Origin of the sequence: Pseudogemmobacter bohemicus (assembly GCF_003290025.1) — a bacterium.
Lineage (GTDB): Bacteria > Pseudomonadota > Alphaproteobacteria > Rhodobacterales > Rhodobacteraceae > Pseudogemmobacter > Pseudogemmobacter bohemicus.
Window position 1 is genome coordinate 501,397 of record NZ_QNHG01000004.1, and the last position, 12,614, is coordinate 514,010.

12 protein-coding genes are annotated in these 12,614 nt (G+C 66.5%); 6 read left to right on the plus strand and 6 right to left on the minus strand.

The window, feature by feature from the left end; all coding sequences use genetic code 11:
- Positions 1-37: 37 nt before the first annotated feature.
- Both DRF71_RS21500 and dut read right to left on the minus strand, forming a co-directional pair.
- Positions 38-1,072, minus strand: a complete 1,035-nt coding sequence (locus DRF71_RS21500) for a HesA/MoeB/ThiF family protein (RefSeq protein WP_232831626.1) — start codon at positions 1,070-1,072, stop codon at positions 38-40.
- 30 nt (positions 1,073-1,102) lie between these two features.
- A complete protein-coding gene (gene dut / locus DRF71_RS21505) occupies positions 1,103-1,558 on the minus strand; it encodes a dUTP diphosphatase (RefSeq protein WP_112312561.1) in 456 nt (151 codons plus the stop codon).
- A 146-nt stretch (positions 1,559-1,704) separates the two neighbouring features.
- Here dut and DRF71_RS21510 point away from each other — a divergent pair, with 146 nt between their 5' ends.
- Positions 1,705-2,595 (plus strand): oxygenase MpaB family protein, encoded by an 891-nt coding sequence (locus tag DRF71_RS21510; protein ID WP_198672305.1) that lies wholly within the window; start codon positions 1,705-1,707, stop codon positions 2,593-2,595.
- Positions 2,596-2,815: 220 nt separating this feature from the next.
- Here the strand turns inward: DRF71_RS21510 and ychF are convergent, their stop codons facing one another.
- Positions 2,816-3,913, minus strand: coding sequence for a redox-regulated ATPase YchF (gene ychF, locus DRF71_RS21515; protein ID WP_112312562.1), 1,098 nt, complete (start codon positions 3,911-3,913; stop codon positions 2,816-2,818).
- A 52-nt stretch (positions 3,914-3,965) separates the two neighbouring features.
- Positions 3,966-4,955: a phosphatase PAP2 family protein gene (locus DRF71_RS21520; protein ID WP_112312563.1), complete on the minus strand. Its 990-nt coding sequence runs from the start codon at positions 4,953-4,955 to the stop codon at positions 3,966-3,968.
- A 277-nt stretch (positions 4,956-5,232) separates the two neighbouring features.
- Between DRF71_RS21520 and trpA the strand changes: the two genes are divergently transcribed.
- On the plus strand, positions 5,233-6,024 hold the full coding sequence (gene trpA / locus DRF71_RS21525) for a tryptophan synthase subunit alpha (RefSeq protein WP_112312739.1): 792 nt from the start codon (positions 5,233-5,235) through the stop codon (positions 6,022-6,024).
- Positions 6,025-6,046: 22 nt separating this feature from the next.
- Here the strand turns inward: trpA and DRF71_RS21530 are convergent, their stop codons facing one another.
- Positions 6,047-7,762 carry a proton-conducting transporter transmembrane domain-containing protein gene (locus DRF71_RS21530; RefSeq protein ID WP_112312564.1) on the minus strand — a complete coding sequence of 572 codons (1,716 nt, stop codon included), beginning with the start codon at positions 7,760-7,762 and terminating at the stop codon, positions 6,047-6,049.
- A gap of 160 nt (positions 7,763-7,922) precedes the next feature.
- Positions 7,923-8,867, minus strand: a complete 945-nt coding sequence (locus tag DRF71_RS21535) for a DMT family transporter (protein WP_112312565.1) — start codon at positions 8,865-8,867, stop codon at positions 7,923-7,925.
- Between the two features lie 219 nt (positions 8,868-9,086).
- Between DRF71_RS21535 and ade the strand changes: the two genes are divergently transcribed.
- Genes ade through DRF71_RS21555 form a run of 4 tightly spaced genes read left to right on the plus strand, consistent with a single transcriptional unit; the run spans position 9,087 to position 12,603 of the window.
- Positions 9,087-10,796, plus strand: a complete 1,710-nt coding sequence (ade, locus tag DRF71_RS21540) for an adenine deaminase (protein ID WP_408634562.1) — start codon at positions 9,087-9,089, stop codon at positions 10,794-10,796.
- Positions 10,797-10,807: 11 nt separating this feature from the next.
- Positions 10,808-11,230: an arsenate reductase (glutaredoxin) gene (gene arsC / locus DRF71_RS21545; protein ID WP_112312566.1), complete on the plus strand. Its 423-nt coding sequence runs from the start codon at positions 10,808-10,810 to the stop codon at positions 11,228-11,230.
- Entirely contained in the window at positions 11,227-11,865 is a 639-nt protein-coding gene (locus DRF71_RS21550; protein WP_112312567.1) for a GDSL-type esterase/lipase family protein, read from the plus strand. The genes arsC and DRF71_RS21550 overlap by 4 nt, the downstream gene beginning before the upstream one ends.
- Positions 11,866-11,925: 60 nt before the next feature.
- Positions 11,926-12,603: a CbiX/SirB N-terminal domain-containing protein gene (locus tag DRF71_RS21555; RefSeq protein WP_112312568.1), complete on the plus strand. Its 678-nt coding sequence runs from the start codon at positions 11,926-11,928 to the stop codon at positions 12,601-12,603.
- Positions 12,604-12,614: the final 11 nt, after the last annotated feature.

The window sequence follows — 12,614 nt, forward strand, 5'->3', positions numbered from 1 at the left end:
CGCCACAGCCCCGCTCTCAACCGCCGCAGCCCCGTTCTCAGCCGCCACAGGCGGGGCAGCCCTTGCGCTTTTTCACCCGGATCATCCGCGTCTCGGCGTAAAGCGCGTCATGGATCATCAGCCGGCCCATCAGCCCCTCACCGGCACCGGTGATGTGCTTCACCGCCTCCAGCGCCATCATCGCGCCAATCACCCCGGGCAAGGGCGCCACCACCCCCGCCCCGGCACAGGACGGCACCATGCCGGGCGCCGGGCGCTCGGGGAAAACGCATTCATAACAGGGCCCGCCTTGCGCCGGATCCCAGAGCGACAGCTGCCCCTCCCATTGCGTCATCGCGCCCGAGATCAGCGGTTTTCCCAGCCGGGCGCAGACCCGGTTCACGAGATAGCGGGTGTCGAAATTATCCGTCCCGTCCAGCACAAGGTCGTAATCGGCGATCAGCGCCTCGGCCACATTCTCATCAAGCCGCCGCTGATAGGGGCGGATCTCGACAAAAGGGTTCAGCGCCTTCATCGCGGCCTCGGCCGAGAAGACCTTGGGCGTGCCGATCCCGGCATCCGTATGGATGATCTGGCGCTGCAGATTGGGCAGTTCGACCAGATCATCGTCGATCACGCCGATCTCGCCCAGCCCGGCCCCCGCCAGATACAGCAGAACCGGAGAGCCGAGCCCCCCCGCCCCCACCACCAGCACCTTCGCCGCTTTCAGCTTTTGCTGACCGGGGCCGCCGATCTCGCGCAGAAAAAGGTGGCGGGCATAGCGGCTGACCTCGGCCTGGGAAAACGGCCCCTCGGGCAGCGGCATCCCGGCTTCAGCCACCCGGTTGCCGGCCCCGGCGCGCAGATAGCGCAGGAGGTGGCGGTAGCACTGGATCAACACCACCACCGATCCCAGCACGAGGAAATACCGGATATCCCAGCCCAGCCGGGCATTCACCCGCTCGACACCATACCAGCCGATCCCGGCCTGGAGGCAGACCCAGAACAGCGCAACGAGAATGGTCGTCCGCCGCCCGAGCCAGGTCGAAAGCAGCATCGCCAGCAGGAAGAACACCGTCGGATTGTCGAACATCTGCGCTCTCCCGCCCTGTCAGACCCGGCCTCAGCCGCCGGTCGAGCCAAATCCGCCGGCACCGCGCTGCGTCTGCGTGCTGAATTCCCCGACCACCCGGAAATCGGGGCGCAGCACCGGCACAAAGATCATCTGGGCGATGCGCTCGCCCGGGATGATTTCAATCGGGTCCGAGCCTGCGGGGTTGCGGTTCCAGACCGAGACCATGATCTCTCCGGTATAATCCGGGTCGATCAGCCCGGTGCCATTGCCCATCACAAGGCCCTTCTTGTGGCCCAGCCCCGAGCGCGGCAGCACCAGCGCCGCCAGCGACAGATCGCCGAAATTCAGTGCGATGCCCGATTTCACCAGCACAGCCGGTGCCTGAGGCGCAACCAGCATCGGCGCGTCGATACAGGCCATCAGATCCACGGCGGCGGCGCCCGCGCTCTGATAGCGGGGCAGGCCCCAGTCATTCAGGCGGGGATCGAGAATCCTGACTTCCACGGGCTGGCTCCTGTGCGGGGAATGGCCCCTCTTAGCAACCGCCCTCACGGCACACAATATCACGGCGAGCCGCCCTTGCGCATCCCCGCCGGGCGGGCGAGACTGCCGCGACGCGACCCCAAGACGCGACCTGGACTGGAAGCATGATGGCGCTGGAACCGCTGCGCAAACTGATCGCCGGCACTATTCTGAAGATCACCGGCAGCGGCCAGATCCGCTTTGATGCGCCCCCGGGCGATCCCGGCCTGTTCGGGCCGGATGCCGTTTGCTGGCGGGTTCATGCCGATTTCGTGCCGATGGTGGTGGGGGGTGTCTCGGCGCTCCTCTTGCAGATGCTGCATCCGCTGGCGATTGCCGGGGTCTGGGACCATTCGAATTTCCGGGATGATGTGATGGGGCGGCTGGCGCGCACGGCGCAGTTCATCGCCGGCACCACCTATGCGGCACGGGCCGAGGCGGAAACCCTGATCGCCCGCGTCCGCCGCATCCATGAGCGGGTGCAGGGCAAGGATGCCTCGGGCCAGCCCTACAGCGCCTCGGATCCCGATCTGCTGACCTGGGTTCATGTGGCCGAGGTTTCGGGCTTTCTTGCCGCCCATCTGCGCTTTACCGAGCCGGATATGCCCATTGCGGAACAGGACCGCTATTACGCGGAAATGGCGCTGGTCGCACGGATGCTGGGCGCGCGGGATGTGCCGGAGACGGCGGCAGCGGTGCAGGATTACCTGGCTGGCATGGTGCCGCAGCTGCGTTTTGACGACCGCGTGGCCGAGGTTTTGCGGGTGATTTCGACCGCGCCGGTCAGGCCGGCGGCTCTGGGCGTGTTTCGCAAGATGGTGACCGTCAGTGCCTTTCAGATCCTGCCCGATCCGATCCGGGCGCTTTATCCACGCAAGGCGCAGCCGCGTTTCCCGGTGGCCTCGGGGCTGATGGGCATGGCCACGCCCGCCGGTCGCTGGGCGATGCAGGGCGGCGTGGCGCGACGCGCCAGAGCGCGGGTGGCGGCGGGAAACCCTGCCCCATCGCCGATGGTCTGAACTCCTCCCGCGCCGTGAAACCGGCAGCGGGCCAGGTGCGGAAGTTGGACGCGGAAGTCAGGTGCGGAAGTCGGGCACAGAAATCAGGCGCGGAAGTCAGGCTGGTTCAGGCCCCGCAGGCTGGCCCTGGTATATGGTTCCAGAGCCTCGCCTGGCTTTCGGGGCGCGGGATGCGCCGGTTTCTGGCCCCGAAGACTGACCCGAGAGACTGGCAACCGATTCAGGCGTTGAACAGGAAGTGGAGCACGTCGCCGTCCTTCACCTCATAGGTCTTGCCCTCGACACGGAACTTGCCGGCCTCTTTCGCGCCGGCCTCGCCCTTGCCGGCGATGTAATCGTCATAGCCGATGGTCTCGGCGCGAATGAAACCCTTCTCAAAGTCGCCATGGATCACGCCCGCCGCCTGGGGTGCCAGCATGCCTTTGGTGATCGTCCAGGCGCGGGCCTCTTTCGGGCCGATGGTGAAATAGGTCTGCAGACCCAGAAGCGCATAGCCCGCCCGGATCAGCCGGTCGAGGCCGGGCTCGGTCAGGCCCATCTCCTCCAGGAAGATGCCCGCATCCTCATCGGGAAGCTGCGCCAGTTCCTCTTCGATGCGGGCAGAGATCACCACGGTTGCAGCCCCCTGGGCCGCAGCCATTTCCGCCACGCGGGCCGACTGGCTGTTGCCCGTGCCAGCCGAGGCCTCTTCGACATTGCAGACATAAAGCACCGGCTTCGCGGTCAGAAGCTGCAAGAGCTTCCACTGTTTCTGGTCATCCTCATGCACCTTGACCGTGCGGGCGGGCTGGCCCGCCTCCAGTGCGGTCTGGGCCTGGGCCAGCAGCCGGTCCTGGTCGGCCGCATCCTTGTCACCCGATTTGATCTTGCGGGCGAGATTGGCGCGGCGGCGCTCAAGGCTTTCGAGATCGGCGAGCATCAGCTCCATCTCGATGGTCTCGGCATCGGCGACCGGGTCAATCCGGCCTTCGACATGGGTGATGTCGCCATCTTCAAAGCAGCGCAGCACATGGGCGATAGCGTCGCATTCGCGGATATTGGCGAGGAACTGGTTGCCGAGCCCCTCGCCTTTCGAGGCCCCGCGCACGAGGCCGGCGATATCCACGAACGTCATCCGCGCCGGGATGATCTGTTTCGATCCGGCAATCGCCGCCAGCTTGTCGATCCGCGCATCCGGCACCGCCACCTCGCCCACATTGGGCTCGATGGTGCAGAAGGGGAAATTCGCCGCCTGGGCCGCAGCGGTCCGCGTCAGCGCGTTGAAGAGCGTGGACTTGCCCACATTCGGCAGGCCGACAATACCCATCTTAAAGCCCATTTCCGGCCCTCCATAGCTTATGGGGGCCAGTTAGACGGTTGCGGGCGCGGGATCAAGGAAGATGCGGCGAAATCGTGGGCGTGGTGACGGCGGGCAGGATGCCGCCCGCGCGCCGCGCAAAACCCCGGATCAGCGCGGCATGGATCCCCAGCACGATCACGAGGCTCGCGATCCCGTCCAGCAGGTAATGGTAGCCGGAATAGACCGAGATCAGCCCGATCAGCGCCAGGAACCCATAGCCCGCAAAGCGCAGGCGCGGCAGGCGCTCGCGCAGGTAGAGCGCGACGATCACCGCCACCGCGACATGGACCGAAGGGAAGGCCGAGATGAAGGACATCGCCTCGCCCGAGCGGGACCAGAGCCGGTCCTGCAACAGGGCGATGGCGCTTTGCGCATAGCCCGACTGTTCGAACGAGGCGGCCATGGCGGCAAAGCGGTCACCCCCCAGCTGCCGGTCGTAATAGACCGGCCCAACCGAAGAGCCGGCCAGCGCAAAGACATTGCCGCAAAGGACCCAGGACAGGAAGAAAAGCCACAGATAGCGCAGCGCGACCGCCTCATCGCGTTCGATCGCGGTGACCAGCACCGGGAAAGCATAAGCCGTCAGCGACCAGGTGGTCAGATAGACCAGCGGGAACCAGGGGATCAGCGCCTCCGGCGTGATCATATGCGCCAGCTGCCAGGCGTCATGGCCAAAGAGCAGCACCTGATCGGCCCATGCCCAGAACGGATCGGCAAAGAACGGCACCAGCTGCGGGATGGCGCTTTTGAACAGCATGAAGCCGACCTGCAACCAGACCGAGGCCAGCGCCACGATCAGCATGGGCCGCAGCCGCTCCAGCGGGACCTTGCGCCCGAACCACCACAAAAGCAGCAGCATTACCGGCACGAAAGCGGCAGAGGCACCGGCGATCAGGCCCAGAAAGCTTGACACGATGCGGGTCAGCCCGACCAGCGTGCCAAGCGGGTCGTCAAGCAGGATGCTGGTCAGCACGGTGGCCGCCAGCATGTAGAGAAATGTTGCCCTGAAAAAGCCTGTCATTGCCCTTGTCACCCCGCCGTTCCGCGCCGCTGTTCAGTCCTGCCCGGCGCGAAACCCCGCCATCTGTCACAAGCCGGTTTCCCGGCCCTTCCCCCGGTGCAGATGCACTCAGGAATGTGGCACCCTCGGGAGGAAACTGCGTTCACTCCTGGGCTTGTGGGCTGCGACACAGGGCCTGCCGCCCGAAATCCTGCCGCAAAGCATTGCCTTTCCGCCGCCGCGCGGGCAAATCATGCGAAAAGGCCCGGTTTCGGGCCAGGTTCGGGGAAAAGGGCTGATGACCAGGATCGACGACACATTCGCGAGGCTCCGCGCCGCCGGCAAAAAGGCCTTCGTCTCCTATATCATGGCCGGCGACCCCGATGAGGCGATCTCGCTCGAACTGATGCGCGGCCTGCCTGGCGCGGGCGTCGATATCATCGAGCTGGGCATGCCCTTTACCGATCCGATGGCCGATGGCCCGACCATCCAGGCCGCCGGTCAGCGCGCGCTCGAGGCCGGGATGACGCTGAACAAGGTGCTCGCCATGGTGCGGGCCTTCCGCGCCGGCGACAGCACGACGCCCATCGTGATGATGGGCTATTACAACCCGATCTATTCGCATGGCGTTGATCGTTTCCTTTCCGAGGCGAAAGAGGCCGGGATCGACGGGCTGATCGTGGTCGATCTGCCGCCCGAAGAGGATGCAGAGCTTTGCCTCCCCGCCCAGGCGACCGGGCTGAACTTCATCCGCCTCGCAACGCCGACGACCGATGCGAAACGCCTGCCCCGGGTGCTGCAAAACACTTCGGGCTTTGTCTATTACGTCTCGATCACCGGGATCACCGGCTCGGCTGTGCCGCAGGCTGGCGATATCGCGCCCGATATTGCCCGGATCAAGGCGGCGACCGATCTGCCGGTCGTGGTGGGGTTCGGCATCAACACGCCGGATATGGCCCAATCCATGGCCGCGATTGCCGATGGCAGCGTGGTCGGGTCGGCCATCGTGAAAAGCGTCGGTGAAAAGCGCCCGGTGGCGGATATCCTGGCACAGGTCGCGGCGCTTGCTGCGGGCGCGCATTCGGCCTGAGCCCGGCGCCCGCCCGATCTGATCAGTCTTCGCTGGCGGGCCTTGGCGCGCGCCGGCGCAGCCCGTGGATCAGAAAGCCCAGCCCGACCGAGCCCAGCCAGAGCCAGGGAATGATATCCGTCGAGGCCGGCCAGAGCCCCAGGGCTTGCGCCGGGGTTTGCGGCAACTCTCCGGCAAAGGCGGCCCACTCGCCCCCGGCTGCAAAGCCGGTATGGGCGGCCAGCCGGGCCGGCAGCGTGGGGAAAAGCCCGCTCAGCGCCACCAGCAGAACCAGCGCAGCCGGTGCCAGCAAGAGACCCGGCCTGGGATCCTGGATCACCGCATGGCTGTCTGCGGCGGGGAAAACCGCATCCGCCCGCGCCAGATCCGCGCTGTGCAGCAGGGCGGCGAAGATCAGCGCATAGCCGGCCAGCACCGTCGCCACTCCGGCGAGGACTGACAGATCGGCCGCCGCCGGAAGCCCATTCGCACCAAAGGCCGCAAAGCTGGTGGTCAGCGCATGCCAGCCGGCGAAAGGCGCGATACCGGCCAGCGCGATCAGCGCAAACGCCGCGATCAGCGCGGTCAGCGGCATCCGGTTGATCAGCCCGCCCGGCACCGCAAGGCGCAGGCTGCCGGTCTCGCGCCGGATCAGCCCGGCACAGAGGAAAAGCGCCGCCGCCGCCGGCACCATGGCCATCACCAGAAAGGCCATCGCCCCGGTATGCCCCATCCCCGCCAGCCAGAAGGCCAGCGCCATCTGCACCGTCAGCACCGCCTCGGCAATCCCGGCAATCCCGCGCCGCCCCAGGGCAGAGAGACCCGCAACCAGCACCGTCAGCACCGAAATCGCCATCAGCGTGCTGGCCCAGACCGGGGCGCCGCCCCCGATCGCGCCGCCTGTGGCGGGGGCCAGCCGCGCCAGCAGATACAAAGCGGCCAGCCCGCTTCCCGCCGGCAGCAAAAAGGCCACCACAGGCGCCGGCGCAAAGATCGCGCGGCTGCGCCCGATGCGGAACGGCACCAGCCCCGCCCCGGCCAGCGCCCCGGCCAGGATCAGGAAAGCGGGCATCAGATGCTGGCCGCTGGCCGCGATTTCCTGGCCGCGATGGGTGATCCGGGTGATGCCGGAACTGCCTGCAAGGCTGGCCAGATGCGACAGGCCGGTAAAGAGAAAGCCGCCCGCAAACAGCGCAACCAGCAGGCCCGGCAGCGCCGCCACCATCCCTCCGGGCTGTTCGCCACAGCGCCAGAGCATCAGAAAGGCAAACAGCGCCGCCAGCATCCAGGACAGCGCCGCCAGCCAGACCTGATCGGCCAGGATCACCAGCGCCACTGCCGCCACCGCCGCCAGCAACAGACCCTGAAACTGCACGACCGTGGCTTCGCGCTCAAAGAACCCGCCGGCGCAGAGCGCGGCCGCCAGCGCGGCCAGCAGCATCGGCAACAGAAAGATCAGCGCCAGCGTGTCGAGCCGCAGCACGAACACAACCCCGCCCGGCAGGATGGTCCTTGCCCGGATCGCCTCGCCGGTGAGGGCCAGCGGCAGGTTCGACAGCGTCACGATGAGCGCCAGAGCCAGCGCCAGCAAGGCAAGGCCGGTGACGCCCCGGAATGCCAGCGCTTTGCCCCTGCCCCCGTCCTTTCCTGTGTCCCTGCCCTTCCCTCTGCCCGGGCCACGCCGCAGGAGCAGCAGATCCGTCAGACAGACAAGGATCGCGGCAAAACCGGGGAAAAGAGCGATCAGGGCGGGTGACATGGGGCCTCGTAACACCAGCGCGGGCGGAAAGGGTCAGCGAATTCGGGGCAGTCAGCCGGCACCCTTCCCGGCGGTTACTGGTCACAACAGGCTCTTGCGGCTGTTTCCGCGACGGGCCCGGGCCTGTCCAGCGAAATTTCTGCAGGTGGGGTCTGCCGGTTCAGCCCTGTGGCGTCGTCGCCTTGCGCTGGCGGGCACGCTCCAGCCCCAGCCGGCGCTCGCGCCAGATGATCATAATCCCGGCCAGGATGATCAGCACCGCCCCGGTCAGCATGGTCCAGGTCGGCATTTCCTGAAATACGAACCAGCCGATCGCCAGCGCGAAGATCATCGAGGCATAATCGAACGGCGCCACCAGCGAGGCATCGGCCTCGCGGTAAGCCGAGGTCAGGAGGATCTGCCCGACGCCCCCCATCAGCCCGGCCAGGGTCAGCGTGGCGGCCTCGCGGGGGGTTGGCCAGACCCAGCCGAAGGGGATGGTGAACAAAGACAGGCAGGTCGCGGTGACCGAGAACCAGAAGACGATGGTGGCGGTCTTTTCGGTCGCCACCAGCTTGCGGATGAAGACCTGGGCCAAAGCCGCAAAAACCGCACCGGTCAGCACGATCACTGCGCCAAAAGCCTCGGCATGAGTGCCCGCCCCCGTCCCTCCGCCCGGAACATCGCCACGCAGGACGGTCAGCCGCGGCCAGATCACGATCAGCACCCCGACCAGCCCCGTCAGCACCATCGAGATGCGAAAAAGCCGGACATTCTCGCCCAGGAACATCGCGGCAAAGATGACCGTCAGCAATGGCGCCGCATAGCCGATGGCGGTGACTTCGGGGAATGGCAGATAGGCCAGGCCGGCAAAGCCCAGCCCCATCGCCATCGTGCCGGCAAAGCCGCGCCAGACATGGCCCATCGGGTTCGCGGTATAAAAGCCGGTGCGCAACTCGCCCCGCATCGCCAGCCAGGCCACGATCACCGGGATCGCAAAGAACGACCGGAAGAACACCGCCTCGCCGCCCGGCACCCGGTCGGAGGTGGTCTTCACCAGCGCCGACATCAGGATGAAAATCAGCACTGATCCCAGTTTGAAGGCGATACCGCGCAAGGGGCGCATGGGGTTTCCTTTTACAACATCCTGTTCTGACCACGCCCCGCCCCGGGAGGCAAGCCCGGGAGAGCAACCCTTCGAGGCGACCCCGGGGGCGACAACCCCGGCGAGGCAAGCCCAAAGCGCCCCGCCCGAAGCAGCCTGCCCGAAGCAGCCCATCCGGCGCGGCCGGCTCTGGACCTTGGCTGCGGGATGGGCTTTCCTGTGCGGGCAGGAGGTGCCGCCATGCCAGATGAAACGATCAGCCGCCTTGCGGCCAGGATAGATCAGGGGCGCGGCCTTGCCCCCGCCGATCTGGTTCTGAAAGGCGCGCGGGTGTTTGACCTGATCACCGGCGACCTGGTCGAGACCGATGTGGCGATCTGCGGCGATACCATCGTTGGCACTTTTGGCACCTTCCGGGGCAGGCGAGAGATCGACCTTGCCGGCCAGATCCTGGTGCCGGGGTTCATCGACACCCATCTCCATATCGAAAGCTCGCTGGTCACGCCGTTTGAATTCGACCGCTGTGTCGGGCCGCATGGGGTGACGACGGCGATCTGCGACCCGCATGAGATCGCCAACGTCTGCGGGCTGGAGGGGATCCGCTATTTCCTCGGCGCCTCCTCGCGGACGCTGATGGATATAAGGGTGCAGCTTTCCTCCTGCGTACCGTCCACGCATATGGAGACCGCCGGGGCGCGGCTGGAGGCGGCAGATCTGATCCCGCTGATGGATCATCCGCGCGTCATTGGCCTTGCGGAATTTATGAATTTCCCCGGTGTTCTGATGAAAGACCCGGGCTGCATGGCGAAGCTCGCCGCCTTTCAGGGGCGCCATATCGACGGCCATGCGCCGCTTTTGCGCGGCGATGACCTGAACGGCTATATCGCCGCCGGCATCCGCACCGAGCATGAGGCGACCTCGGCCACCGAGGCGCTGGAGAAGCTGAGGAAGGGGATGCGGGTGCTGATCCGCGAGGGCTCGGTCTCGAAGGATCTGCATGCGCTGGCAGAGATCCTGACCGAACGGCATTCGCCCTATCTGTGTTTTTGCACCGATGACCGCAACCCGCTGGATATCGCGGAACAGGGGCATCTGGATTACCTGATCCGCACCGCGATTGCGCTTGGCTGCCCGGCGCTGGCGGTTTACCGCGCGGCGTCCCTGTCGGCGGCCGAGGCTTTCGGGCTGAAAGATCGCGGGCTGATCGCGCCGGGAAAACGCGCCGATATCGCGGTGATCGACAGCCTGGAAAGCTGCCGCGTCGCAAAGGTCTTTGCCGGCGGGGTGGAGCTGACCGGGGCCGCCTTCGCCGCGCGCGAGACGCTCCCCCCGGTGGCGCGGCATTCGGTCAAAGCGCCGCGCGTGGCGGCCGGGGATTTCCGCTGTTCGGGGAACCGGGTCGAGACGCCGGTGATCGGCATCCTGCCGGGGAAAATCATCACCGAATTCCTGACTTATGACATCGCGCCCGAAGATGGCGACAAGCGCCCCGATACCACCCGCGACCTGATCCGCATCGCGGTGATCGAGCGCCATGGCAAGAACGGCAACCGCGCCACCGGGTTTGTCAAAGGCTTTGGCCTGCAGCGCGGCGCCATTGCCTCGACCGTCTGCCATGACCATCACAATATTGCCGTGGTGGGCGCCGATTACGCCGATATGGCGCTGGCGGCGAACCGGCTTTCCGAAATCGAGGGCGGTTTCGTGGTGGTCGAGGGCGGGCGGGTGCTGGCGGAACTCGCGCTGCCGCTGGCCGGGCTGATGAGCCTTGAGCCGTTCGAGACGGTGCGCGACGATCTGGTAGTGCTGCGCAAGGCTGCGAAAAGCCTGGGCGTCGTGCTGGAAGAGCCGTTTTTGCAGCTGGCCTTCCTCGCCCTGCCGGTGATCCCGCATCTGAAAATCACCGATCACGGCATGATTGATGTCGACCGCTTCGAGGTGATCCCGTGAAAGATGCTCCCATGACCGTCATTTACCACAACCCCGCCTGTGGCACCTCGCGCAATGTGCTGGCGATCCTGCGCGCCGCCGGTGAGGTGCCCGAGGTGGTCGAATATCTGAAAACCGGCTGGGATGAGGCGCGGCTCACCCGCCTGTTCACCGCCGCCGGCCTCACCCCGCGTGAGGCTTTGCGGCTAAAAGGCACCCCGGCGGAAGAGCTGGGCCTGACCGCGCCCGGGATCGGCGATGCGGCGATCATCGCCGCGATGATCGCCCATCCGATCCTGGTGCAGCGCCCCTTTGTGGTGACCGGGAAAGGCACGAAGCTCTGCCGCCCCTCGGTCACGGTGGCGCAGATCCTGCCGCGGCTGCCGGAGGCTCCGGTCCTCGCCGCAGATGGCAAGGTGATATTCGATCCTGCAGATAAAGAGGTGAGGGGATGACAAAGACCCTGCTGCTTTACGGTGATTCCAACACCCATGGCACCATGCCGATGCATGAGCTGGGCGCTATGGGGCGTTTTGCGCATCGCCACCGCTGGACCAGCCTGCTCGCGGCGGAACTCGACGGCTGGGAGGTGATCCCCGAGGGCCATCCGGGCCGCACGACCCTGCATGATGACCCGATCGAGGGCGCGCACAGGAACGGGCTGACCGTGCTGCCTTCGATCCTCGAAAGCCACCGGCCGATTGATGTCGTTTTGCTGATGCTGGGTACCAATGACCTGAAAGAGCGGTTTTCGGTCAACGCCGGTGATATCGCGCTGTCTCTGGAGCGGCTGGTGCGGGTGATCCGTGCCTCGGGCTGCGGGCCGATGGGGGGAGCCCCGGCGGTGCTGTTGATCGCGCCGCCGCCGATTCGCGAAACCGGGCCGCTGGCGAAGATCTTTGCCGGAGGGGCTGCGAAATCGCGGCATCTGGGCCAGGAGATCGGCGCCGTGGCCGCGCGCAACGGGCTGCCTTTCATTGATCTGACTGACGAGATTGATGTCTCGCCGGTCGATGGCATCCATTACGAGGCCGAGGCGGCACCGATCATCGCGGGGCTGGTCGCGGCGGCGATACGGGCGCATTTCTGAAAGGTGACGCCTTTGGCTGGCGGCAGATTTGAGTATTTGGATCAAGGGGAAGAGGGCAAGATGCGCAATCTGATGATCCTTGCGCATGGCCAGCCTTCGGACCCTTTGCCGGCCGCAGCGGAGCTGGAGGGTCTGGCGTCGCTGGTGGCCGCGCATCTGCCGGACTGGCGGGTTCTGGCGGCAACCCTTGCGGAACCCGGCGCGCTGGAGCGGCTGGCGGGTGAGCCTCCGGGCATGGTTTTCCCGGTCTTCATGGCGGCGGGCTGGTTTACCCGCGTGGCGGTGCCGTCACGGCTGGAGGCTGCGGGGCTGACAGGCTGGCGCCAGCTGGCGCCGATGGGCATGATGGAGACGGTGCAGGACCTTGCGGTCCGGATCGCGGCGGAAAGCGGCGCCGCGCAGGTGCTGGTGGCGGCGCATGGCTCGGGCCGGTCGCCCGCGCCGGCCGAGGTGGCGCGCAAAGTGGCCGGGCGGATCGCGGCGGAAAGCGGCGCGGTGCGGGTGGAATGCGCCTTTATCGAAGAGGCGCCCTTTCTCCGCGATGTTTCCGGCTGGGGCACCGGCGCGGTCTGCCTGCCCTTTTTCGCCATGGCGGGCGGTCATGTGCTGGAAGACCTGCCCGAGGCGCTGCGCGAAGCCGCTTTTCCGGGCCGCATTCTGCCGGCGCTCGGGCTGCATCCGGATATCCCCGGCCTGATCGCCCGCGCCGCGCTTGAGGCGGGTTGCGCGCCGCAGTAAGCCCAGAGCAT

What these genes read in the sequence shown, in the direction of transcription:
- DRF71_RS21500 (WP_232831626.1), bottom strand. Translation starts at nt 1,072, where the DNA reads ATGTTCGACAATCCGACGGTGTTCTTCCTGCTGGCGATGCTGCTTTCG.
- DRF71_RS21510 (WP_198672305.1), top strand. Translation starts at nt 1,705, where the DNA reads ATGGCGCTGGAACCGCTGCGCAAACTGATCGCCGGCACTATTCTGAAG.
- ychF (WP_112312562.1), bottom strand. Translation starts at nt 3,913, where the DNA reads ATGGGCTTTAAGATGGGTATTGTCGGCCTGCCGAATGTGGGCAAGTCC.
- DRF71_RS21520 (WP_112312563.1), bottom strand. Translation starts at nt 4,955, where the DNA reads ATGACAGGCTTTTTCAGGGCAACATTTCTCTACATGCTGGCGGCCACC.
- trpA (WP_112312739.1), top strand. Translation starts at nt 5,233, where the DNA reads ATGACCAGGATCGACGACACATTCGCGAGGCTCCGCGCCGCCGGCAAA.
- DRF71_RS21530 (WP_112312564.1), bottom strand. Translation starts at nt 7,762, where the DNA reads ATGTCACCCGCCCTGATCGCTCTTTTCCCCGGTTTTGCCGCGATCCTT.
- DRF71_RS21535 (WP_112312565.1), bottom strand. Translation starts at nt 8,867, where the DNA reads ATGCGCCCCTTGCGCGGTATCGCCTTCAAACTGGGATCAGTGCTGATT.
- ade (WP_408634562.1), top strand. Translation starts at nt 9,087, where the DNA reads ATGCCAGATGAAACGATCAGCCGCCTTGCGGCCAGGATAGATCAGGGG.
- arsC (WP_112312566.1), top strand. Translation starts at nt 10,808, where the DNA reads ATGACCGTCATTTACCACAACCCCGCCTGTGGCACCTCGCGCAATGTG.
- DRF71_RS21550 (WP_112312567.1), top strand. Translation starts at nt 11,227, where the DNA reads ATGACAAAGACCCTGCTGCTTTACGGTGATTCCAACACCCATGGCACC.
- DRF71_RS21555 (WP_112312568.1), top strand. Translation starts at nt 11,926, where the DNA reads ATGCGCAATCTGATGATCCTTGCGCATGGCCAGCCTTCGGACCCTTTG.